General features: G+C 69.7%; 20 protein-coding genes. 12 read left to right on the plus strand and 8 right to left on the minus strand.

Translation table 11 applies throughout. The annotated features are described in order from the left end of the window. The first annotated feature begins 215 nt into the window (after positions 1-215). From Bsp3421_RS25275 to Bsp3421_RS25290, 4 genes are all read left to right on the plus strand, one after another. Entirely contained in the window at positions 216-992 is a 777-nt protein-coding gene (locus Bsp3421_RS25275) for an ABC transporter substrate-binding protein (protein WP_273998614.1), read from the plus strand. Between the two features lie 147 nt (positions 993-1139). Next, entirely contained in the window at positions 1140-1829 is a 690-nt protein-coding gene (locus tag Bsp3421_RS25280) for an ABC transporter permease (protein ID WP_273998616.1), read from the plus strand. Beyond that, positions 1826-2539 carry an ABC transporter permease gene (locus Bsp3421_RS25285; RefSeq protein ID WP_273998617.1) on the plus strand — a complete coding sequence of 238 codons (714 nt, stop codon included), beginning with the start codon at positions 1826-1828 and terminating at the stop codon, positions 2537-2539. Before Bsp3421_RS25280 ends, Bsp3421_RS25285 begins: the two co-directional genes overlap by 4 nt. Before the next feature lie 19 nt (positions 2540-2558). Next, entirely contained in the window at positions 2559-3338 is a 780-nt protein-coding gene (locus Bsp3421_RS25290; protein WP_273998618.1) for an ABC transporter ATP-binding protein, read from the plus strand. 94 nt (positions 3339-3432) lie between these two features. Here Bsp3421_RS25290 and Bsp3421_RS25295 read toward each other — a convergent pair whose 3' ends face one another. Next, positions 3433-3951 (minus strand): GNAT family N-acetyltransferase, encoded by a 519-nt coding sequence (locus Bsp3421_RS25295; protein WP_443111526.1) that lies wholly within the window; start codon positions 3949-3951, stop codon positions 3433-3435. Positions 3952-4018: 67 nt separating this feature from the next. Between Bsp3421_RS25295 and Bsp3421_RS25300 the strand changes: the two genes are divergently transcribed. Together Bsp3421_RS25300 and Bsp3421_RS25305 are read left to right on the plus strand one after the other, a co-directional pair. Beyond that, a complete protein-coding gene (locus tag Bsp3421_RS25300; RefSeq protein ID WP_274004350.1) occupies positions 4019-4972 on the plus strand; it encodes a LysR family transcriptional regulator in 954 nt (317 codons plus the stop codon). 499 nt (positions 4973-5471) lie between these two features. After that, on the plus strand, positions 5472-6566 hold the full coding sequence (locus tag Bsp3421_RS25305) for a porin (RefSeq protein ID WP_273998621.1): 1095 nt from the start codon (positions 5472-5474) through the stop codon (positions 6564-6566). Positions 6567-6696: 130 nt separating this feature from the next. Here the strand turns inward: Bsp3421_RS25305 and Bsp3421_RS25310 are convergent, their stop codons facing one another. Both Bsp3421_RS25310 and Bsp3421_RS25315 read right to left on the minus strand, forming a co-directional pair. Next, entirely contained in the window at positions 6697-7035 is a 339-nt protein-coding gene (locus Bsp3421_RS25310) for a P-II family nitrogen regulator (protein ID WP_252982396.1), read from the minus strand. A gap of 79 nt (positions 7036-7114) precedes the next feature. Continuing rightward, a complete protein-coding gene (locus tag Bsp3421_RS25315; protein ID WP_273998623.1) occupies positions 7115-8800 on the minus strand; it encodes an NAD+ synthase in 1686 nt (561 codons plus the stop codon). A 107-nt stretch (positions 8801-8907) separates the two neighbouring features. Here Bsp3421_RS25315 and Bsp3421_RS25320 point away from each other — a divergent pair, with 107 nt between their 5' ends. Together Bsp3421_RS25320 and Bsp3421_RS25325 are read left to right on the plus strand one after the other, a co-directional pair. Continuing rightward, positions 8908-10086, plus strand: coding sequence for a GNAT family N-acetyltransferase (locus tag Bsp3421_RS25320; protein WP_273998624.1), 1179 nt, complete (start codon positions 8908-8910; stop codon positions 10084-10086). Positions 10087-10145: 59 nt separating this feature from the next. Beyond that, positions 10146-10913 carry a GIY-YIG nuclease family protein gene (locus tag Bsp3421_RS25325; protein ID WP_273998625.1) on the plus strand — a complete coding sequence of 256 codons (768 nt, stop codon included), beginning with the start codon at positions 10146-10148 and terminating at the stop codon, positions 10911-10913. A 52-nt stretch (positions 10914-10965) separates the two neighbouring features. On the opposite strand, the gene ppa is transcribed toward Bsp3421_RS25325, so the two are convergent. After that, positions 10966-11493 (minus strand): inorganic diphosphatase, encoded by a 528-nt coding sequence (ppa, locus tag Bsp3421_RS25330; RefSeq protein WP_273998626.1) that lies wholly within the window; start codon positions 11491-11493, stop codon positions 10966-10968. A gap of 141 nt (positions 11494-11634) precedes the next feature. Here ppa and Bsp3421_RS25335 point away from each other — a divergent pair, with 141 nt between their 5' ends. The 3 genes from Bsp3421_RS25335 to Bsp3421_RS25345 are packed head-to-tail and all read left to right on the plus strand — an operon-like array spanning position 11635 to position 15234. After that, positions 11635-13077 (plus strand): aldehyde dehydrogenase family protein, encoded by a 1443-nt coding sequence (locus Bsp3421_RS25335; RefSeq protein WP_273998627.1) that lies wholly within the window; start codon positions 11635-11637, stop codon positions 13075-13077. Positions 13078-13125: 48 nt separating this feature from the next. Next, positions 13126-13884, plus strand: a complete 759-nt coding sequence (locus tag Bsp3421_RS25340) for an SDR family oxidoreductase (protein ID WP_273998628.1) — start codon at positions 13126-13128, stop codon at positions 13882-13884. Positions 13885-13941: 57 nt separating this feature from the next. Next, a complete protein-coding gene (locus Bsp3421_RS25345; RefSeq protein WP_273998630.1) occupies positions 13942-15234 on the plus strand; it encodes an MFS transporter in 1293 nt (430 codons plus the stop codon). Between the two features lie 200 nt (positions 15235-15434). Here Bsp3421_RS25345 and Bsp3421_RS25350 read toward each other — a convergent pair whose 3' ends face one another. Genes Bsp3421_RS25350 through hemC form a run of 3 tightly spaced genes read right to left on the minus strand, consistent with a single transcriptional unit; the run spans position 15435 to position 19574 of the window. Then, complete coding sequence (locus Bsp3421_RS25350; RefSeq protein ID WP_273998631.1) at positions 15435-16625, minus strand: heme biosynthesis protein HemY; 1191 nt, start codon at positions 16623-16625, stop codon at positions 15435-15437. 1 nt (position 16626) lies between these two features. Beyond that, positions 16627-18591 carry a fused uroporphyrinogen-III synthase HemD/membrane protein HemX gene (gene hemDX, locus Bsp3421_RS25355; protein WP_274004352.1) on the minus strand — a complete coding sequence of 655 codons (1965 nt, stop codon included), beginning with the start codon at positions 18589-18591 and terminating at the stop codon, positions 16627-16629. Continuing rightward, positions 18591-19574, minus strand: coding sequence for a hydroxymethylbilane synthase (gene hemC / locus Bsp3421_RS25360; RefSeq protein ID WP_273998632.1), 984 nt, complete (start codon positions 19572-19574; stop codon positions 18591-18593). The genes hemDX and hemC overlap by 1 nt, the downstream gene beginning before the upstream one ends. Before the next feature lie 179 nt (positions 19575-19753). Here hemC and ppc point away from each other — a divergent pair, with 179 nt between their 5' ends. Continuing rightward, on the plus strand, positions 19754-22708 hold the full coding sequence (gene ppc, locus Bsp3421_RS25365) for a phosphoenolpyruvate carboxylase (RefSeq protein ID WP_273998633.1): 2955 nt from the start codon (positions 19754-19756) through the stop codon (positions 22706-22708). Positions 22709-22768: 60 nt separating this feature from the next. Here the strand turns inward: ppc and Bsp3421_RS25370 are convergent, their stop codons facing one another. Then, positions 22769-23524, minus strand: a complete 756-nt coding sequence (locus tag Bsp3421_RS25370; protein WP_273998634.1) for a class I SAM-dependent methyltransferase — start codon at positions 23522-23524, stop codon at positions 22769-22771. Positions 23525-23604 lie beyond the last annotated feature (80 nt).

A 23604-nucleotide genomic window follows, 5' to 3' on the forward strand; every position in this document is an offset into this window, starting at 1 on the left:
GGATCGCGCCAATCGCCCGCCCGGCGGCCCGCGCCAGTTTCTTCCGGGGCCCGGTCGGGGTTCGGGTAAAATACCGCGCTTTTGGCCGTCCCTTCCCTGCGGGAGGCGACGAGAAAAGCCGGCGAACGCGAATTTTGGCTACCTAGAATACGGCCGGCACGCCGCGCCCCGGCTCATCCCGGCACGCGGCCCAGGCAGTCAGGAAGAGGAACGACATGAAGAAGCTCGCCCTGTGCGCAGCCCTCGCCCTTGCGGCGGGCGGCGCCTTCGCGAAAGATTGGAAGACCGTGCGGATCGGCGTCGACGCCAGCTATCCGCCGTTCGAATCGACGGCCCCCAGCGGCGACATCGTCGGTTTCGACGTCGACCTGACCAAGGAGGTCTGCAAGCGGATCAACGCGAAGTGCGTCTGGGTCCCGCAGGATCTCGACGGCATCATCCCCGCACTGAAGGCCAAGAAGTTCGACGTGATCGTGTCGTCGCTGACGATCACCGACAAGCGCCGCGAGCAGATCGACTTCTCCGACAAGCTGTACGACGCGCCCGCGCGCATGATCGCGCCGGCCGGCTCGCCGCTGCGGCCCACGGTCGAATCGCTGAAGGGCAAGCGGGTCGGGGTCGAGCAGGGCTCGACCCAGGAAACCTTCGCGAAGACCCACTGGGAACCGCAGGGCGTGACGATCGTCCCCTACCAGAACCAGGACCAGGTCTACGCCGACCTCGGTTCGGGCCGGCTCGACGCCGCGCTGCAGGACGAGCTGCAGGCCGACTACGGTTTCCTGCGCACGGCGCGCGGCAAGGGCTTCGCCTGGGCCGGCCCGGACGTGAAGGATCCGAAGACCCTCGGCGACGGCACCGCGATGGGCCTGCGCAAGGAGGATATCGACCTGAAGGAGAAGATCAATCAGGCGCTGGCCGCGATGCACAAGGACGGGACGTACGACAGGCTGTCGCACCGCTACTTCTCGTTCAGCATCTATTCGGCGAAGTAAGCCGGTCGCGCGGCCGCCCGCGAGGCGACCGCGCGCCGATCACGCGCTGCCCGCGCCGCGGCCGGGCAGTCCGATACGCACGGGGCGTTCCGCACAGCGCGGGGCGCGTCTTTCGCGACGCCGCGCGCGCGTCGTCAAGGACTTCATATGTTTCTTCAAGGCTACGGCCCGCTGATTCTTTCCGGCACCTGGCAGACCGTCAAGCTTGCGGTGCTGTCGCTCGTGCTCTCGTTCCTGCTCGGCCTGCTCGGCGCGGCGGCGAAGCTGTCGCGCAACCGCCTGTCACAGGGCGCCGGCACGCTGTATACGACGCTGATCCGCGGCGTGCCCGACCTGGTGCTGATGCTGCTCTTGTTCTACAGCCTGCAGATCTGGCTGAACCAGCTGACCGACCTGATGAACTGGGATCAGATCGACATCGATCCGTTCGCGGCCGGCGTGCTGGTGCTCGGCTTCATCTACGGCGCGTACTTCACCGAGACCTTCCGCGGCGCGTTCCTGTCGGTGCCGCGCGGCCAGCTCGAGGCGGGCAGCGCGTACGGCATGACGAACTGGCAGGTGTTCACGCGGATCATGTTCCCGCAGATGATGCGCTTCGCGCTGCCGGGCATCGGCAACAACTGGCAGGTGCTCGTCAAGTCGACCGCGCTCGTGTCGATCATCGGCCTCGCGGACGTCGTCAAGGCCTCGCAGGACGCCGGCAAGGGCACGCTGCGGTTCTTCTTCTTCACCCTGCTGGCCGGCGCGATCTACCTCGCGATCACGACGATCTCGAACTTCGTGCTGATGTGGCTTGAAAAGCGTTACTCGACCGGCGTCCGAAAGGCAGACCTATGATCGACCTGATCCAAGAATACTGGCGCAACTACCTGTATACCGACGGGTATCGCTTCACGGGCCTCGCGATCACGCTGTGGCTGCTCGTCGTGTCGATCGGCATCGGCTTTTGCCTGTCGGTCCCGCTCGCGGTCGCGCGCGTGTCGAAGAGGAAATGGCTGTCGGGCGCGGTGTGGCTCTACACCTACGTGTTCCGCGGCACCCCGCTCTACGTGCAGCTGCTGCTCTGCTACACGGGCCTCTACAGCCTGCAGGCGGTGCGCGGCACGCCGCTCCTCGATTCGTTCTTCCGCGACGGCATGAACTGCACGCTGCTCGCGTTCACGCTCAACACCTGCGCGTATACGACCGAGATCTTCGCGGGCGCGATCAAGGCCACCTCGTACGGCGAGATCGAGGCGGCGCGCGCCTACGGGATGTCGAGCTTCACGCTGTACCGGCGCGTCGTGCTGCCGTCGGCGCTGCGGCGCGCGCTGCCGCTGTACAGCAACGAAGTGATCCTGATGCTGCACGCGACCACGGTCGCGTTCACCGCGACCGTGCCCGACATCCTCAAGATCGCGCGCGACGTGAATTCGGCGACCTACATGTCGTTCCACGCGTTCGGCATCGCCGCCCTGCTCTATCTCTCGATCTCGTTTACGCTCGTGTGGCTGTTCCGCCGCGCCGAGCACCGCTGGCTCGCCTACCTGCGCCCGCAGGGCAAGTAAGCCGCGCCAGGACCCTCTGATGACTACCCAGATGCACAAGCTTTTCGTCGACGATCTTCACAAGCAGTACGGCAGCAACGAGGTGCTCAAGGGCGTGTCGCTGAAAGCGAACGCCGGCGACGTGATCAGCGTGATCGGCTCGTCCGGTTCGGGCAAGAGCACGATGCTCCGCTGCATCAACTTCCTCGAGCAGCCCAATGCGGGCCGCATCTTCGTCGACGGCGAAGAAGTCCGCACCGCGCGCGACAAGGGCGGCGCGCTCAAGGCCGCCGACCCGCAGCAGCTGCGCCGCGTGCGCACCAAGCTCGCGATGGTGTTCCAGCACTTCAACCTGTGGTCGCACCTGAACGTGCTGGAGAACGTGATCGAGGCCCCCGTCAACGTGCTGGGGCTGTCGAAGCGCGAGGCCGAGGAACGCGCGCGCGAATACCTGGAGAAGGTGGGGCTCGCGCCGCGCCTCGAGAAGCAGTATCCGTCGCACCTGTCGGGCGGCCAGCAGCAGCGCGTCGCGATCGCGCGCGCGCTGGCGATGCAGCCGGACGTGATGCTGTTCGACGAGCCGACTTCCGCGCTCGATCCGGAACTGGTCGGCGAAGTGCTGAAGGTGATGCAGAAGCTGGCCGAGGAAGGCCGCACCATGATCGTCGTCACGCACGAGATGGGCTTCGCGCGCAACGTGTCGAACCACGTGATGTTCCTGCACCAGGGCCGCGTCGAGGAAGAAGGCGCGCCCGCCGAGGTGTTCGGCGGCACCCGCAGCGAACGCCTGAAGCAGTTCCTGTCCGGCAGCCTCAAGTAACGGCCGGGCCGCGGCGGCGGGCGGCGCGCGCCGGGGCGAAGCCACCCGCCCGCGCGCCGGCAACCCGCGCCATTCAAGGCGCGCTTGCCCTCGCTCAGCCCGCGGCGGCGGGCGCGTCGGCGGCCGCGGCGCGCAGCGCGTCGCCCGCGAGCCGGTAGCGCACCCACTCGGGCTGCGCGGCCGCGCCCAGCGCCTCGTAGAAGCGGATCGCCGGCGCATTCCAGTCGAGCACGCTCCATTCGAAACGGCCGCAACCCTCCTCCACCGCGATGCGCGCCAGCGCGCGCATCAGCGCCTGACCCACGCCCGCGCCGCGCGCATGCGGCGCCACGTAGACATCCTCGAGGTACAGGCCGGCCTGGCCGAGCCAGGTCGAATACGAGCGGCAGTACACCGCGAACCCGGCCGCCTCGCCGCCCACCTCGACGATCAGCGCACGCGCGGCGGGCGTCGCGCCGAACAGGCTGCGCTCGATCGATTCGACGGTCGCGACGACCTGGTCGCGCGCGTTTTCATACTCGGCCAGCTCGGTCACGAAGCGCAGGATCAGCGCGGCGTCGGCGCGCGCGGCGGGGCGAATCCAGGTAGTCAAGGCACGGCTCCTCGGTTGCATCGGATGACGGGCGCAGCACTGGCGCCGCCGGACCCCTCATGCTACGGTGTGCCCCTTCATGCAGGAAGTGCAATTTCTTCATCCAGACATGAAATCCATGCATTCCGATCTGCGCCGCCTCGACCTCAATCTGCTGCTCGTGTTCGACGCGCTGTGCCGCCATCGCTCGGTGAGCGCGGCCGCGCACGAGATGGCGCTGAGCCCCTCCGCGCTGAGCCACGCGCTCGCGCGCCTGCGCCAGGCGACGGGCGACGAGCTGTTCGTGCGGCTCGGCAACGCGATGCAGCCGACGGCGCGCGCCGAACAGATGGCGGGATGGGTCGGCGACGCTCTCGGCGTGATGTCGCAGGGCCTGCAGCGCACCCGCCATTTCGATCCCGCGGACAGCGACCACACCTTCGTGTTCGCGGCGACCGACTACACGGCGTTCGCGGTCCTGCCCGCGTTCATCGCGCGCATGCAGCAGCAGGCGCCGCGGCTGCGCTTCCGGATCGTCTATTCGAGCCGCCGCGTCGCGACCGACGACCTCGCCTCGGGCCGCGTCGACTTCGCGCTCGGCTACAACGACGATCCGGCCGCCCATGCGACGGGCGTCGAGGAGTTCGACTGGTTCTCCGACGACTACGTGGTGATCGCGCGCGATCCGCATCCGCGCATCGACGGCCCGTTGAGCCTCGACCAGTACCTGGCCGAGCGGCACGTGGTGGTGACGCCCTGGAACGAACCGCGCGGCATGGTCGACCACGTGCTCGAACGGCTCGGACTCGCGCGCGATGTCGCCGTGCAACTGCCGACCGTGCTGGCCGCGCCGTTCATCATCGCCGACTCGGCGCTGCTGATGACGGTGCCGCACCGCGCCGCGCTCGCGCTGCGCCACGCCGCGCCGATCCGGATCCTCGATGCGCCGTTCGAGATACCGCGCTACACGGTCAAGGTCTACACCCATGCGCAGCGCGCGCGCACCGACGCGCATCAATGGCTGCGCGCGCAACTATTGCAGGCCGTGCCCGCGTTCGACTGAAACCGCGGACGCCGGCTGAAATTACTAAATGCTTACCAAATAGGAGCAATTTCGCACTACGCCTGACAATTATCACCGTCAATACTCGCAATCCTTGAGCCTCCCCGTGCGAAATCGTGAGTCCCTTATTCGACAAGGGTAGCGCCCATCTTACGCATGCCGCGCGTGCGACCTGCCGCACACCATCATTGCAATTTGGCGACACGGGCTAGTCAAACAACGATTTTCGTCGCCACCAAAGTGTATTTTTGCTAAATTAGTAACCAAAGTAGCAAAACGAAGATCATGAAAAGTAGTTTTACTTCATGACAACAAGGAGACCCCGGCAGGCCCATCCGGTCGCACGGGTTCGCAAAACGGTCCATCCGTCGCTCCCGACGTGCACTGCCCAGCCGGCCCCGCACGCGGTCTCCCTGGTTATCCCAATTTTGTCCGGAATCCGGTTCCGGACATCTCGCGTGGTACTGGGTTGACTTTTTGACAGGGTATGGAGGAGATGATGAAGAAAGCTTTGCTCGCGGCGGCACTGATGACCGCCGGGGTGGCGGCGCAGGCTCAAAGCAGCGTCACGCTGTACGGCCGGATCGACGCCGGCATCGAGTATATGAACGGCCTGCCCAGCGCGAACGGCGGCAGCGCGAGCCGCTGGCGTGCCGAAAGCGGCAACTGGGGCACCAGCCTGTGGGGCCTGAAGGGCTCCGAGGACATCGGCGGCGGCAACAAGGTGGTGTTCCAGCTGGAAGGCAGCTTCAACACGATGGACGGCACCGGCCCGGGCGGCGGCAGCCTCTGGAATCGCTGGGCGACGATCGGTATCGCCAACGACAGCTACGGTACCCTGCTGCTCGGCCGCGAACTCGCGATCGCGAACGGCGTGTGGGACTTCGATCCGTTCGGCCAGTCGTCGTGGTCGACCGCGTCGCTCGTGCGCGGCCGTAACTGGAACAAGACCAGCAACAACATCTCGTATCAGTCGCCGAAATTCTACGGCTTCGACGTGTACGGCCAGTACTCGCTGTCGAACGCGACCAACTGGAACGGCAACGGCAGCACCGGCCAAGGTCGCAGCGAAGGCCTGCAGGTCACCTACACGAACGCGCTGTTCCAGGTGCGCGGCGTCTACGACGAAGCGCGCAACCCGGTCACCGGCCAGCTCGACGACGTGTTCAACTACTCGCGCGAATACTTCGCGGGCGTGAACGTGTTCCTCGGCCAGTTCAAGCTGCAGGCGGCCTATCAGTCGTCGCACGCGAACTCCACCGCGGGCAATCCGGCCAACAACGGCGTCACGACCACCCAGCAGGTCTGGGGCGGCGTGACCTGGCAGGCCACGCCGGCTGCCGCGCTGATCGCCGCCGTGTACCACGTGAACGCCAACAACGGCGGCGGCAACGCGAACATCTACACGGTCGGCGGCTCGTACAACCTGTCGAAGCGCACGCTGCTCGACCTGCAGGTCGCGACGGTGCGCAACAGCAAGACCGCGAACTTCGGCCTGAACGCGAACCCGGCGGGTACGGACATCGCGAACGGCAATCCGAAGTTCGGCGGCAGCCAGACGGGCGTGTACGCGGGCATCCAGCACCTGTTCTGAGCCGCGCGCGGCTGATTCCAACTCAAGACGAAGTTTTCACGCTGCTGCGAGAGGCGCGTATCGGTGCGGTACCCACCCGGGTATCGCACCGTTTTTTATTGTCTCGTCGGACATCGGGCAACGCGCCCGTTCAGACCGCCGCCTCGTTCTCCTCGCCGGTGCGGATCCGGATCACGCGTTCGACGTCCGACACGAAGATCTTGCCGTCGCCGATCTTGCCGGTGCGCGCGGCGCCGATCACCGCGTCGATCACCTGGTCGACCTGGCTCGCGGCGACCACCACCTCGATCTTCATCTTGGGCAGGAAGTCGACCACATACTCCGCGCCGCGATACAGTTCGGTATGCCCCTTCTGCCGGCCGAAACCCTTGACCTCGGTGACCGTGAGCCCGGTCAGGCCGACCTCGGCGAGCGCCTCGCGAACTTCGTCGAGCTTGAACGGCTTGATGATGGCGGTGATGCGTTTCATGATGGTGCCCCTCTGATTGAATGAAAGTCTCGCTCCGCCGCGCGGCATGCCGCGCGGCCCATGCCCTGCCCGCCGCGCGTCAGTCGATCCGCTCCGCGAACCGCGACGTGATCGGGTAGCGCCAGTCGCGCCCGAACGCGCGATGCGTGACGCGGATCCCGATCGGCGCCTGACGGCGCTTGTATTCGTTGATCTTGATGAGCCGCGTGACACGCGTCACATCCGCCTGCGCATAACCCGCCGCGACGATCTCCGAAAGCGGCCGGTCCTCCTCCATGTACATCCGCATGATCGCGTCGAGCACCTCGTACGGCGGCAGGCTGTCCTGGTCGGTCTGGTTCTCGCGCAGTTCCGCCGACGGCGCGCGCGTCAGGATCCGCTCGGGGATGATGTCGCGCGAGTCGTACTCGGCCGCCCCGTTGCGGTAGTGGCACAGCCGGTAGACCAGCGTCTTCGCGATGTCCTTGATGACCGCGAAGCCGCCCGCCATGTCGCCGTACAGCGTGCAGTAGCCGACCGCCATCTCGCTCTTGTTGCCCGTCGTCAGCACGATCGAGCCGAACTTGTTCGACAGCGCCATCAGCAGCGTGCCGCGGATGCGCGCCTGGATGTTCTCCTCGGTCGCGTCCTCCGCGCGCCCCGCGAACTCGCTCGCGAGCGCGCCGCGGAACGCGTCGAACATCGGCGCGATCGCGATCTCGTCGTAGCGCACGCCGACCCGGCGCGCCATCTCGGCCGCGTCGGTCGTCGAGATGTCCGCGGTATAGCGCGACGGCATCATTACCGCGCGCACGCGCTCCGCGCCCAGCGCGTCGCACGCGATCGCGAGCACCAGCGCCGAATCGACGCCGCCCGACAGGCCGATCAGCGCGCCCGGAAAACCGTTCTTGCCGATGTAGTCGCGCACGCCGAGCACCAGCGCGCGATACACCTGCGCCTCGACCGTCAGCGTCGGCTCGATCGCGCCCGGCAGCGGCCGCGCGCCGTCGAACTCGACGATCGCGTGGCTCTCGGCGAACTGCTGCATCCGCGCGACCAGTTCGCCCGCGCCGTCGAGCACGAACGAGCCGCCGTCGAACACCAGTTCGTCCTGGCCGCCGACGAGGTTCACGTACACGACGGGCAGCCCGGTCTCGCGGATCCGCGCGCGCAGGATGTCGACGCGCACCGCCTCCTTGTTCAGGTGGTACGGCGAGCCGTTCGGCACGAGCAGCACCTGCGCGCCCGCCGCCTTCGCGATCTGCGCGGCCGACGCATGCCAGACGTCCTCGCAGATCACCACGCCGTAGCGCGTGCCATGCAGGTCGAACACGAACGGCTCGGCATCGGTCGCGAAATAGCGCTTCTCGTCGAACACCTCGGCGTTCGGCAGGTCCTGCTTCCGGTAGGTGCCGACGATCTCGCCGCCGACGATCAGCGACGCCGCGTTGTAGGTGTCGGCGGGCGCCGCGCCGCGCTCGATCGGGCGGTTTGCATTACCATCGGCGCTGGGCGCGCGCAGCGGATGGCCGACCAGCACCGCGAGGCCGTCGAGCGGCTTCAGCTGCGCGGCCAGCTCCGCGAGCGCGGCGGCCGAGGCCGCGTAGAACGCCGGACGCAGCAGCAGATCCTCGGGCGGATAGCCCGACAGCGCGAGTTCCGGCGTGATCAGGAGGTGTGCGCCATCCTGGTGCGCGGCGTGCGCGGCGGCCACCAGCCGCGCGACGTTGCCGGCGAAATCGCCGACGGTGACGTTGAGTTGGGCAAGAGCGATACGAGTCTTCATGACGGGACCAGCGGCGGCCTCGCCGGCGCGCCGCGCGAACGGCTTTGGATAAACCTGCCGGCGGACGCCGCGGCGTCCGCCACATGGAACGGAACGGATTGATACCGTTGAAACACGAACGCATCGATTATCGCACGGGCATTCTGTCCTCTCCGCTCGACGCGGACCCGGCCGAATGGGACGCCCTCCTCGCCGCCTCCGGGCGGCCGACGCCGTTCCTGCGCCACGCCTTCCTGAGCGCGCTGCACGGCGCGCACTGCGCGGTCGACGACACCGGCTGGACGCCGCGCTACGTGGTGCTCACCGACCCGCGCACGGGCCGCCTCGCGGCCGCCGCGCCGGCCTACCTGAAGAGCCACTCGTACGGCGAATACGTGTTCGACTGGGCCTGGGCCGACGCCTACCAGCGCAACGGCGTGCCCTACTATCCGAAGCTGCTGTGCGCGGTGCCGTTCACGCCGGTCCAGGGCGCGCGCCTCCTCGCCGTCGACGACGATGCGCGCCGCCAGCTGGCCGCGACGCTCGTCGCGCTCGCCGGGCAGAGCGAGGTGTCGTCGCTGCATGTGTTGTTCCCGACCGAGGCCGAGGCCGAGCTGCTCGCCGGGCTCGGGATGATGCTGCGCGAGGGCGTGCAGTTCCATTGGCTCAACCAGGGCTATCGCGACTTCGACGCGTTTCTCGCGACGCTCGAACAGAAGAAGCGCAAGAACATCCGCGCGGAACGCCGCAAGGTCGCGGACGCCGGCATCACGTTCCGCCGCGTGCGCGGCGAGGACGCGAGCGATGCCGACTGGCGCTTTTTCTCGCGCTGCTACCAGCGCACTTACCGCGAGCACTATTCGACGCCCTACCTGAACCTCGAATTCTTCCGCACCCTCGGCGCGACGATGCCGGACAACCTGCTGCTCGTGATCGCGGAGCATGCGGGCAAGCCGATCGCGAGCGCGCTCGCCGTCTACCAGCGCGGCCCGGACGGCGGCGGCACGCTGTACGGCCGCTACTGGGGCGCGCTCGAGGACGTGCCTTGCCTGCACTTCGAGACCGCGTATTACCAACTGCTCGATTTCTGCATCGAGGAGCGGCTCGACGCCTTCGAGGGCGGCGCGCAGGGCGAGCACAAGCTCGCGCGCGGCTTCCTGCCGACCGTCACGCGCTCCGCGCACTGGCTCGCGCATCCGGCGTTCGCGGATGCGGTCGGGCGCTTCCTCGAACGCGAGACCGGCCACATCCACGCGTATGTCGACGAACTGCGAGAACACAATCCGTTCAAGGACGGCGCGGGCTGAAACGCGGCGGCCCGGCGCTTTTCTGAGACACTGGCGGCTTCGCGTTCCGCCTTCCCTTCATGTCCTGGCATCTCTACCTGATCGAATGCGCCGACGGCAGCGTGTACACCGGCATCACCACCGATGTCGCGGCGCGCTTCGAGCAGCATGCGAACGGCACGGGCGCGCGTTACACGCGCGCGCGCAAGCCGCTCGCCGTGCTCGCGTCGTTTCCGCTGCCCGACCGCTCGAGCGCCTCGCGCGCCGAATACTGGGTGAAACGGCTCACGCCCGTGCAAAAGCGCGAGCTGGCGGCCGGCGTGCGCACGCTCGAATCGGTGCTACCGGTCGCGGCGGCGGTGCCGGTCGAGGTGAAAGCGGAGGCCGGCGAGGCAGCCGCCGATGACGCGGAAGTCGCCGCCACGCCGCCCGCCCGGGCCAAACGAAGCAGACGCGCCGGGGAGAACGCCGCCGCGGCCGGGAGCAAAACCGCAGTCAAACGCGAAACCCGGCGCAAAGTCCAGGCCAAAACCAGCGGGAGCGTCGACGTCGGTGTCGAAGCCAAGGTCAAGACGAAAGCCAAAGCCGGAGCCGGAGCCGGAGCAAAAGTAAAAGCGGGTGCGGGTGCGGGTGCGGGTGCGGGTGCGGGTGCGGGTGCGGGTGCGGGTGCCAAGGCTAAAGCCAAAGCCGGCGTCAAAACCGAAGCCAAGGCCCAAATCAAAACCCAGGCCAAGCCCCCCGGCCCCAAGCGCGGCCCGGCCAAAGAAGCCGTCCTTGCCTCCGCGCCGCCGCGGCGCGCGCGCAAAACAAAACCGCGCGGCCTCCAGGGAGACTCGCGCGGTTCGTGATGCGCTTCGACGTCGCGACCGGCATGCGCCGGCCGCGCCACCGCATGCCGGCTTACTTCTTGAAGTTCGCCACGCCGTCGGTGATTTCCTTGTGCGCCGCGTCGATGCCGGCCCAGCCCTCGACCTTCACCCACTTGCCCTTCTCGAGCGCCTTGTACTGTTCGAAGAAGTGCTTGATCTGATCCTTCAGGTAGCCCGGCACGTCGTCCATCGACTTCAGGTTCGCCGTCATCGGGCAGACCTTGTCGTGCGGCACCGCGACCAGCTTCGCGTCGACGCCCGACTCGTCGGTCATCTGCAGCATGCCGAGCGCGCGCGCGCGCACGACCGAGCCGGCCAGCAGCGGGAACGGCGTGATCACGAGCACGTCGACGGGATCGCCGTCGCCCGACAGCGTCTGCGGAATGAAGCCGTAGTTGACCGGGTAACGCATGCCCGTGCCGATGAAGCGATCGACCACGAGCAGGCCCAGTTCCTTGTCGGCCTCATACTTCACCGGCTCGCTCTGCGCCGGAATTTCGATGATGACGTTGAAGTCTTGCGGCAGGTCCTTGCCGGCCGGAACGTTGCTAAAGCTCATAGTGTGCTCTGAGGTTCGAGTGGTGGAATTCGGGACAGGGTGCGCCACGATAGCGCGGCCCCGGAAGAATGCGCCATTATAGCCAATCGACCGGCGACGCTTCGCACTCGAATGACCGGTCGCGACACGCAAGGAGGCGGCATGGCACCCCAGGCGGCACACTTCATCGCGGGCGAGTGGGTCCCGCCCGCGCACGGCGAAACGATCCCCGTGATTGATCCATCCGACGGCGCGCCGTTCGCGCAGCTCGCGCGCGGCGGCGCCCCCGACGTCGACGCCGCGGTGCGCGCCGCCCGCGCCGCCTTCGAGGGTCCGTGGGGCGCGACGGGCGCGGCCGAACGCGGGCGCGTGCTGTACCGGCTCGCACAGCGGGTCGCCGAGGAACGCGAGGCGCTCGCCCGGATCGAGGCGCGCGACACCGGCAAGCCGCTGAGCCAGGCCCGCGCGGACGCCGCCGCGCTGGCCCGCTACTTCGAGTTCTACGCCGGCGCGGCCGACAAGCTGCACGGCGAAACGCTGCCCTACCAGCCCGGTTACACCGTGCTGACGATCCGCGAGCCGCACGGCGTGACCGGCCATATCATCCCGTGGAACTATCCGATGCAGATCTTCGGCCGCAGCGTCGGCGCCGCGCTCGCGGCGGGCAACGCGTGCGTGGTGAAGCCCGCCGAGGATGCGTGCCTGTCGCTGCTGCGGGTCGCCGCGCTCGCGGCCGAGGCCGGCCTGCCGGCGGGCGCGCTGAATCTCGTGACGGGCTACGGCCACGAGGCGGGCGCGGCGCTCGCGCGCCACCCGGGCGTCGACCACCTCTCGTTCACCGGCTCGCCCGACACCGGCCGGCTCGTCGCGCAGATGGCGGCCGAGCACCACGTGCCCGTCACGCTCGAACTCGGCGGCAAGTCGCCGCAGATCGTGTTCGCCGACGCCGACCTCGACGCCGCCCTGCCGGTGCTCGTCGGCGCGATCGTGCAGAACAGCGGGCAGACCTGTTCGGCGGGCAGCCGGGTGCTGATCGAGCACGCGATCTACGAGCCGCTCGTCGACCGGCTCGCGACCGCCTTCAACGCGCTGCGGGTCGGTCCGAGCCAGGCCGATCTCGACTGCGGGCCGCTGATCAACGCGAAGCAGCAGCAACGCGTGTGGGACTTCCTGTCCGACGCGCAGCACGACGGCATCGCGATGGCCGCGCACGGCGAGGTCGTGCCCGAGGCTCCCGAGACCGGCTTCTACCAGGCGCCCGCGCTGCTGCGCGACGTGCCGCCGAGCCATCGGCTCGCCCAGGAGGAAGTGTTCGGCCCGGTGCTCGCGGCGCTGCGCTTTCGCGACGAGGAGGAAGCGCTCGCGCTCGCCAACGGCACGCCGTACGGGCTGGTCGCGGGCGTGTGGACGCGCGACGGCGCGCGCCAGCTGCGCATCGCGCGCCGCGTGCGCGCAGGCCAGGTGTTCGTCAACAACTACGGCGCGGGCGGCGGCGTCGAGCTGCCGTTCGGCGGCGTCGGCCGCTCCGGGCACGGCCGCGAGAAGGGCTTCGAGGCGCTGTACGGCTTCACCGTGCTGAAGACCATCGCGCTCAAGCACGGCTAGCGGCGCGGCCGCGCCCATCACGATCCATCGACAGGAGGAGACACCATCATGCGCTTGAACGGCAAGACGGCCATCGTCACGGGCGGCGGCTCGGGCTTCGGCGAAGGCATCGCGAAGACGTACGCGCGCGAAGGCGCGCAGGTCGTCGTCAACGATCTGAACCGCGCCGCCGCGGAACGCGTCGCGAGCGAGATCGCGCTCGCGGGCGGCCGCGCGATCGCGGCGCCGGGCGACGTCGCGCGCGAGGACGACTGGCGCGCGCTGCTGGCCGCGGCGCTCGACGATTTCGGCCAGGTGCAGATCGTCGTCAACAACGCCGGCACCACGCATCGCAACAAGCCGGTGCTCGACGTGACCGAGGCCGAGTACGACCGCGTCTACGCGGTCAACATGAAGAGCCTGTTCTGGTGCGTGCGCACCCTCGTCCCCTACTTCCGCGGCCGGGGCGGCGGCGTGTTCGTCAACATCGCGTCGACCGCGGGCGTGCGGCCGCGCCCCGGCCTCGTCTGGTACAACAGCACCAAGGGCGCGCTGATCACCGCGAGCAAGACGCTCGCGGCCGAGCTGGGCCCGGACCGGATCCGCGTCAACTGCGTGAATCCGGTGCTCGGCGAAACCTCGCTGATGACCGAGTTCATGGGCGTCCCCGACACCCCCGACAACCGCGCGCGCTTCCTCGCGACGATTCCGCTCGGCCGCCTGTCGACGCCCCAGGACGTCGCGAACGCCGCGCTCTATCTCGCCTCCGACGAAGCCGAGTTCATCACCGGCGTGTGCCTCGAGGTCGACGGCGGACGCTGCGTGTAACCCGCGCGGCGGCCCGCCGCCGCGCGCCGATTCCCCACGACACTCGCAGGAGACATCATGGCCAGTTCCGCACCCGCGTCGTCCGCGTTCGAGGAAGCGATCTATCGCAAGGTCTCGTGGCGCCTCACGCCGCTTTTGCTGCTCTGCTACGTGGTCGCCTACCTCGACCGCGTCAACGTCGGCTTCGCGAAGCTGCAGATGGCGGCCGACCTGAACCTGTCGGACGCCGTCTACGGGCTCGGCGCCGGCATCTTCTTCTTCGGCTACTTTCTGTTCGAAGTGCCGAGCAACATCATCCTGCACCGGGTCGGCGCGCGCCTGTGGATCGCGCGCATCATGATCACCTGGGGCATCATCTCGGCGCTGATGATGTTCGTCACGACGCCCGTGATGTTCTACGTGATGCGCTTCCTGCTCGGCGTCGCCGAGGCGGGCTTCTTCCCGGGCGTGATCCTGTACCTCACCTACTGGTATCCGGCCCACCGGCGCGGCCGCATGACCACCTTCTTCATGACGGCGATCGCGCTGTCGGGCGTGATCGGCGGCCCGGTGTCGGGCTACATCCTGAAGGCGTTCGACGGCGCCAACGGCTGGCACGGCTGGCAGTGGCTGTTCCTGCTGGAAGGCATCCCCTCCGTGCTGGTCGGCCTGCTCGTGCTGCTCAAGCTCGACGACCGCATCGACGGCGCGCGCTGGCTCACCGACGAAGAGAAGGCGCTGCTCGCGCGCAACGTCCACGCCGAGGAGGCCGGCAAGCAGCACCCGTCGCTCGGCGCGGTGTTCGCGACCCCGCGCGTGTGGCTGATGGCCGCGATCTATTTCTCGTTCGTGATGGGGCTCTACGGCGTCGGCTTCTGGCTGCCGACCATCATCAAGTCGACGGGCGTCACCGATTCGCTGATGATCGGCCTGCTCTCGGCGATCCCCTACGCGGCCGCGGTGGTCGCGATGATCCTGATCGCGCGCAGCGCCGACCGGCGCGGCGAACGGCGCTGGCACGTCGCGCTGCCGGCCGCGCTCGGCGCGCTCGGGCTCGTGCTCTCGGTCGTGTGGGCGCATCAGACCGCGCTCGCGATGCTCGGCCTCACGCTCGCCACGATGGGCATCCTGACCACGCTGCCGCTGTTCTGGAGCCTGCCCACCGCGTTCCTCGGCGGCGCGGCCGCCGCCGCGGGCATCGCGCTCATCAACTCGGTCGGCAATCTCGCCGGCTTCCTGAGCCCCTATCTGATCGGCTGGCTCAAGCAGGTCACCGCGTCGACCGCGGCGGGGATGTACATGCTCGCCGGCTTCATGGTGCTGGGCGGGCTGCTGGCGCTGTCGGTGCCGAAGGCGCTCGTCAACCGCTGAGCGGCACGGCATGCGGTGCATGTCGACGGCTGCGCGTCGTCGTCGCACGTCGTCGTCGCACGTCGTCGTCGCACGTCGTCGTCGCACGTCGTCGTCGCACGTCGCCGTTGCACGTCGCCGTTGCACGTCGCCCCCAAAAACAAACCCCACGGGCCCTTCGGGCGCGTGGGGTTTCGTCAGGCAACGATGCCGCGACGCGTTCAGACCGTCGTCATCGCCAGCGCGCTTTCGCGGTAGTGCTTCGCCGCCTTGTCGGTCTCGCCGAGATGCTCGAACAGCCGCGCGAGCGCGCGGTGGGTGCGCACCTTGAGCGCCTCGCTGTCCGCGAGCTTGAGCGCCGCCTCGAGGAACGACTGGGCCTTGCCCCACAGCTGCTGCTGCTGACACAGCCGGCCGAGCGCGAACAGCAGGTCGGCGTCTTCCGGGCGGTCCTTCTTCCAGGTCTCGGCCTTCTGGATCAGCGGCAGCGCGTCGGCGCCCGCCGTATCCGGATAACGGCGCAACAGCCGCGCGTCCCAGTTGTGCGCGAGCGCATCCTCGACGATCCGGCGCGCTTCCGGGCGGCGCTCGAGCGCGACCATCAGTTCGGCCGCCAGATCGGCGAGGCGCGGCGACTGGCGCTCGGCGACCGACAGCGACTGCCAGACTTCGAGCAGCGCGTCCGGATCGTGCCGGCGGTCGCGCAGCAGATGTTCGGCCGCCTGCTGGCGCAGCCGCACGGCCGCGGCCGGATGCAGCGCCTCGCGCTTCTCGAGCAGCTTCGCGAGCTTCAGCACTTCCGCCCAGTTCTTCAACTGCTGCTGCGCGCGCAGCGCCACCTGCTGCGCATGGATCCGCTTGCCGCCCGACGCCTGCATCTCGGCCAGCGCGCCCAGCGCGCCCTCCGCGTCGCGGCCGTCGGCGCGCATGTCGGCCGTCGCGAGCAGGCGCGCGTCCTGCCATTCCGGCGCGTCGACCTTCGCGAGCCATTCGTCGCGCCGCGCGTACTCGTGCATGCGGTGCGCGGCCGTCGCGCCGACGAGCCCCGCCGCGCCCTGGTTCGCATCGATCACGAGCGAATCGCGCGCGGCCTTCTCGGCGCGCGTGAAGCGGCCCGCGTACAGGTTCGCGATCGCGTCGCGCAGCGCCACCTGCGCCTTCTCGTTGCGCGCGCGCGCCCGATACGCGGCGACCCGCTGCGGCATGCGCCAGATGTTGCGCACGATCCGCAGCAGCGCATACAGCGCGATGAACAGCACGATGATGCCGAGCACGAACAGGTTCAGCGACAGGTCGACCCGGTACGGCGGATAGACGAGCAGCACCTGGCCGGTGTCGAAACGCCCCACCGTCGCGAGCGCCGCGGCGATCGCGAACAGCACGGCGAGCCAAATGATTCCACGCACGCTCATGTCACCCCCGGCTCTTGAACTGTTGCACGGCGTTCAGGCTCGTGTTCAGGTTCGGCACCGCCACGGTCAGCGACGCCGCGTCGAGCTGCTTGAGCAGGTCCTGAACCACCCGGGTATCCCGCGCCGCGCCGTCGAAATAACGCGCGAGCGCCGCCTGCGCGGCGTGCAGGTCGGATTTCATCGCGGCATCGTTGCGCGCGAGCAGCGACAGGCGCGCGGCGAGCAGCCGCAGCTTCACGTTCTCGCGCACGTAGTAGCCCTGGTCGGGCGCCGCGAGCATCGCGTCCGCGTTGTCGATCCGGCGCACCTGCACGAGCCCCTTCAATTGCTGGCCGACGCCCGCCGAGAAGTCGCGCCACCAGCCCTTCCAGCGCGGCTCGCCGGGCGCGGCGTCCGCCTGCGCATGGACCGGCTGCGGGCCCGCGTGCGGCGTCAGCGCCTCGCCCGCGAGCGGCAGCGCGTCGATCCGGCCGATCGCGTCGTCGAGCTTGATCGCGAGCCCCGTCAGGTCGGCCGACGGCGCGGCCTTCAGCTTGTCGATGTCCTGCGCGAGCGCCTTGCGGACCGTCACGGCCTGCGCGCTCTGCGAGGTCGCGAGCCGCGCGTCGGCGTTCTGCAGCGCGATCAGCGCGAGCTGGGTGTTGCCGGTCAGCTGCAGCTGCTGGCTCGCGCTCGACAGCATCTGGTCGATCTCCTCAAGCATCCAGGCGTCGCGGTTGCGCGCGAGATCCTGGTACTGCTGCTGGAGCGCCTGCTGCGCGTTCTGCGCGTCGGACAGCTTGCCCTCGAACTGCGCGAGCTGCGCGTCGACCTGATGCACGTTCACGAGCGCCTGGTCGGTCTTCACGCGGGTTTCGGCCGTCTGCGCGTCGAGCGCCTTCTGGCGGTCGACCGTGTGCTGGTCGAGCCGGTCGATCTTGCGATTCAGCGCGTAGCCGCCGACGCCCGCGCCGGCGCCGATCGCGATGGCCACGAGCCACAGCGCCGCGAGCGCGCCGCCGCCGCGCCGCGCCTTGGCCTCGAACGGCGTGAACGGCGGATTGGGCGGAACAGCCTGCGCGGCGGGACGGGACGGATTGGAATGGGTATCGTTGGTATCTGTCATGCGTGGGGGCACCGGTGCGGCTGTCGCCGGTTGAGCGGCCGTTTCGGCCAACGAACGGAAGGCGCGGACGATACGTTCGTCGCCCGCGCCGGACAGCGTAATCCTATCAAAACCCAATGCGCGCGCGGTCTCCGCGATGCGCGGATGCGGCGCGACGAGCGGCGCGTGGCGCAGCGCCTCGATCTCCGCATCGTTCAGGTGTTCGTGCGCGAGCGCGTCGAGATTGCGCACGCCCTCGGAACTCGTGACGAGCCACGCGTGCGGCGCGCCCGACAGCAGCGCATGCACGCGCTCCCAGGCGCCGATCGACGGCTCCGGCACGATGCGCCGGTAGGCCGCCACCAGCTCGACCTCGACGCCCGCGTCGCGCAGGCGCTCGGCCAGCCACTCGCGCCCGCCGTCGCCGCGCACGATCAGCACCCGCTTGCCGGCCAGGCCCGCCGCGCCGCCGAAGGCCGCGTCGATCGCCACGAACAGGCTTTCCGAATCGTAATGCGGCTCGCCGCCGTCGGCCGGCGTGTGCGGCGCGATCACGCGATACGCGCCGCCCGCGATGCCGTGCCGCTCGAGCGCCGCGACGCTGCCCGGCCCGACCACGCCGATCGGCAGCGGATGCGGCCAGATCGCCGGATGGCGCGCGAACGCCTGGTCGATCGCATTCGGCGACACGAACACGACGAGCGCATACGCGTCGAGCCGCGCGAACGCGGCGGCGAGCGGCTCGGGATCGTCGAGCGGCGCGATGTCGATCAGCGGGAAGTCGAGCACCTCGAACGCCTCGGCCGCGAGACGCGCGGCGAGCGCCGTCGATTGCCCGTCGGGACGGGTGAGCAGCGCGGTGAAGCGGCGCCCGCCCGCCATCACGCGCCGCCCTTCTGCGCGCTCGCGGCGAGCAGCGCGTCGACGATCTCGCGCGCGCCCTGGCGTTCGAGGTCGTCGGCGACCGCGCGGCCGAGCGCGAGCGCATCGGCCACGCTGGCCGCGTTCGCCTCGGCGCGGGCGAGCAGCACCCGGCGGCCGTCGGTCGACGACACGCTGCCGGCCAGATGCAGCACGCCGCCGCGCCACACCGCATGCGCGGCGAGCGGCACCTCGCAGCTGCCGCCCAGGCGGCGCGACACCATCCGCTCGGCCTCGACCGCGAGCGCGGTCGCCGGGTCGTGCAGCGGCGCGAGCCAGGCGGCCACATCGGCGCGGCGCGCGGCGATCTCGATGCCGAGCGCGCCCTGGCCGGCGGCGGGCAGGCTCGCGTCGACCTCGAGCAGCGCGCGGATCCGCGCGCCGAGGCCGAGCCGCTTGAGGCCGGCGGCCGCGAGGATCACCGCCGCGTAGTCGCCCCGGTCCAGCTTGCCGAGCCGCGTGTCGAGATTGCCGCGCAGCGGCCGCACCTCGAGGTGCGGATGGCGCGCGCGCAGCATCGCCTCGCGGCGCAGGCTGGAGGTGCCGACCACGGCGCCCGCGGGCAGCTCGGCGAGGCTCGCGTAGTCGTTCGACACGAACGCGTCGCGCGGGTCCTCGCGGCTCATCACCGCCGCGAGCGCGAAGCCGTCGGGCAGCTCCATCGGCACGTCCTTGAGCGAATGCACCGCGAGATCGGCGCGGCCGTCCGCGAGCGCGGCCTCGAGTTCCTTCACGAACAGGCCCTTGCCGCCCACCTTCGACAGCGTGCGGTCGAGAATCTGGTCGCCGCGCGTGGTCATCCCGAGGATGTTCACGTCACAAGCTGGATATAATTTGCGCAGCGCATCACGCACATGTTCGGCCTGCCACAGGGCCAGGCGGCTTTCACGCGAGGCGATCGTCAGCGTCGTGGGGAGCTTGGCCGAAAGGGTCTCGGAATTCATTGCAGATACATTGCAGGACGGGATCTAGGAACGAACAATGGTAGCACGCACGCCTTGCCCGCCCTGCGGCGGGAAGGCGCGCCGGCCGGGCCCGCGCGGGCCGCGTGATGGGCCGCAGTGCCGCAATCCAGCCAGACCGCAGTTCCCTGTTCACTCGTGCTTTCCCAAGGAAACCCATCGTGAAGTCTTCCGGATCGGCGCGCGCCACGCGCCGCAATGCTGCCTCGTCCTCCGACACCCCCGTCAGCGCGCGCAAGCGCGCGAAGCCGGCCCCCGCCGCCCGCCGCGCCGCCAACGATCCGGCCGGCCCCGCGCCCCGCACGAACGGTCGTACGCGCGAGGACAAGGATCAGCCGCTGTTCGAGGACATCCGCTACCTGGGCCGGCTGCTCGGCGACGTGGTGCGCGAGCAGGAAGGCGATGCGGTGTTCGACGTGGTCGAGACGATCCGCCAGACCGCGGTCAAGTTCCGCCGCGAGGACGACAAGGAAGCCGCGCAGACGCTGGAGAAGAAGCTGCGCAAGCTGACGCCCGAGCAGACCGTGAGCGTGGTGCGCGCGTTCAGCTACTTCTCGCACCTCGCGAACATCGCGGAAGACCGCCACCACAACCGCCGCCGCCGCATCCACGCGCTCGCGGGCTCCTCGCCGCAGGCGGGCACCGTCGCCTATGCGCTCGCCCAGCTGGACGACGCGGGCGAGGGCTCCGCGGCGGCGATCGCGCGCTTCTTCGACAACGCGCTGATCGTGCCCGTGCTGACCGCGCATCCGACCGAGGTGCAGCGCAAGAGCATCCTCGACGCCCAGCACGACATCGCGCGCCTGCTCGCCGAGCGCGACCAGCCGCTGACCGCGCGCGAGCGCGCGACCAACGAGGCGCTGCTGCGCGCGCGCGTGACCTCGCTGTGGCAGACCCGGATGCTGCGCGACGCGCGCCTCACGGTCGCCGACGAGATCGAGAACGCGCTGTCCTACTACCGCGCCACCTTCCTGGAGGAGCTGCCCGCGCTGTACGGCGACATCGAGGCGGCGCTCGCCGAGCACGGCCTGCCCGCGCGCCTGCCGGCGTTCTTCCAGATGGGCAGCTGGATCGGCGGCGACCGCGACGGCAACCCGAACGTGACGGCCGCGACGCTCGACGAGGCGATCAACCGCCAGGCCGCGGTGATCCTCGAGCACTACCTGGAGCAGGTGCACAAGCTCGGCGCCGAGCTGTCGGTGTCGCACCTGCTGGTGGGCGCGAGCGACGAGCTGAAGGCGCTCGCCGCCGCCTCGCCCGACCAGTCGCCGCACCGCGTCGACGAGCCCTACCGGCGCGCGCTGATCGGCGTGTATACGCGGCTCGCCGCGAGCGCGCGGGTGCGGCTCGGCCAGGGCACGGTGCCGGTGCGCAGCGCCGGACGCGGCGCGGCGCCCGTGCGCGCCACGCCCTACGCGGACGCCGACGAATTCGCCGCCGACCTGCGCGTGCTGCTCGCGTCGCTCGCGCGCCATCACGGTGAATCGCTCGCGACGCCGCGCCTCAAGCCGCTGATCCGCGCGGCCGAGGTGTTCGGCTTCCACCTCGCGAGCATCGACCTGCGGCAAAGCTCCGACATCCACGAGGCCGTGGTCGCGGAGCTGTTCGCGCGCGCGGGCGTCGAGCCCGACTATGCGGCGCTGTCCGAGGCCGACAAGCTGCGCGTGCTGCTCGACGCGCTCGCCCAGCCGCGCCCGCTGCGCTCGCCGTTCCTCGACTACTCGGCGCTCGCGCAGAGCGAACTGGGCGTGCTGGAAAAGGCCCGCGAGGTCCGCGCGCAGTTCGGCGCGCGCGCGGTGCGCAACTACATCATTTCGCACACCGAGACCGTCAGCGACCTGGTCGAGGTCCTGCTGCTGCAGAAGGAGACCGGCCTGCTCGCCGGCGCGCTCGACGCCGGCGACGCGCGCAACGCGCTGATGGTGATCCCGCTGTTCGAGACCATCGCCGACCTGCGCAACGCGTCGCACATCATGGGCGAGTTCCTCGCCCTGCCGGGCGTCGCGGCGCTCGTCGCGCACCAGGGCGGCGAGCAGGAGGTGATGCTCGGCTATTCCGACAGCAACAAGGACGGCGGCTTCCTGACCTCGAACTGGGAGCTGTACCGCGCGGAGCTGGCGCTCGTCGAGCTGTTCCATGCGCACGGGATCACGCTGCGGCTGTTCCACGGGCGCGGTGGCACGGTCGGCCGCGGCGGCGGCCCGACCTATCAGGCGATCCTGTCGCAGCCGCCGGGCACGGTCGCCGGCCAGATCCGCCTCACCGAACAGGGCGAGGTGATCGCGAGCAAGTTCGGCAACCCCGAGATCGGCCGGCGCAACCTCGAAACGGTGGTGGCCGCGACGCTCGAGGCGTCGCTGCTGCCGCGCAACAACGCGCCCGCGCAGCTGGCCGCGTTCGAGGCCGTGATGCAGACGCTGTCCGACGAGGCGATGGCCGCCTACCGCGCGCTCGTCTACGAGACGCCCGGTTTCACCGAGTATTTCTTCTCGTCGACCCCGATCAACGAGATCGCCGAACTCAACATCGGCAGCCGGCCGGCCTCGCGCAAGCTCCAGGATCCGAAGCAGCGCAAGATCGAGGACCTGCGCGCGATCCCGTGGGGCTTCTCGTGGGGCCAGTGCCGCCTGCTGCTGACCGGCTGGTACGGCTTCGGCGGCGCGGTGGCCGCCTATCTCGACACCGCGCCGGACGCCGCCGCGCGCGCCAAGCGGGTCGCGCTGCTGCGCCGCATGAACAAGACCTGGCCGTTCTTCGCGCACCTGCTGTCGAACATGGACATGGTGCTCGCGAAGACCGACCTCGCGGTCGCCTCGCGCTATGCGCAGCTGGTCGCGGACAAGAAGCTGCGCCAGCACGTGTTCGCGCGCATCGTCGCCGAATGGGAGCGCACCTCGGCGGCCCTGGCCGAGATCACCGGGCATGAAGGCCGGCTCGCCGGCAACCCGCTGCTCGCGCGCTCGATCAAGAACCGCTTCCCGTACCTCGATCCGCTCAACCACCTGCAGGTCGAGCTGATCAAGCGGCACCGCGCGGGCGACAGCAACGCGCGGCTGCGGCGCGGGATCCACCTGACCATCAACGGCATCGCGGCCGGCCTGCGCAACACCGGCTGACCCGCGCGCCGGCGCGGCCCCTGCGCGGCGGCTCGCCCGCCCGCAGGCGGGCCGCCGCCGTCAGCGCGCGTCGATCATCAGCGCGTCGAGCTCGAACGAGCCGTCGGGCTGCACCGCGTAATGGGCGCGCACCTCGTCGGGCGCGCCGCGCCACATCGAGCGGATCGCCTCGACTCGCTCCGGCGGCGTCCGCATCCGCGCCACCCACGACGCAAACTCGATCGACAAGCGCCAGCGCGTGCGCACCTGCGCGCTGAAGCCCGCCCGCGCGAACAGCGCGAGCCATTCGTCCGCGCGGTAGTCGCGAATATGCGACGCATCGCGCAACAGCTCGATCGCCTGGATGTGGGTATCGAGCAGCGGGTGGTCGCCGCCCGCGATATCGATGAACAGCACGCGGCCGCCCGGTTTCAGGACGCGGCGCACCTCGGCGAGCGCGCGCGGCACGTCGTGCCAGTGGTGCGCGCTCATCCGGCTCACGACCCAGTCGAACGCCTGGTCCGCGAACGGCAGCGACTCGGCCGGCCCCTGCTGCACGCGAATGTTGCCGAGGCCGCGTTCGCGCGCGGCCGCCGTCACCGTCGCGAGCATCGGCGCCGCGATGTCGTAGGCAACCACCTCGGCCGCGCCGGCGCCCGCCGCCGCGAAGCTCGCATGGCCCGCGCCGCAGCCCAGGTCGAGCACGAGCGCGTCCGGCGTCGCGGCGATCTCCGCGGCCAGCGCGGCGAGATCCGCGCCGGTCGCGTGCACCGTGCTCGTCAAATAGGCGGCCGCCGTCGAACCGAACGCATCCGCCACCTGATCGTGATGTTTCATCGCATGCACCTCTCTATGCTGGTATTGAAGGGAAGGCCGGCTCGACGCACCACGAGCCGGCGAGCCGCTACAATAGAACC

The organism is Burkholderia sp. FERM BP-3421 (genome assembly GCF_028657905.1).
In the GTDB taxonomy this organism is placed as follows: Bacteria; Pseudomonadota; Gammaproteobacteria; order Burkholderiales; family Burkholderiaceae; genus Burkholderia.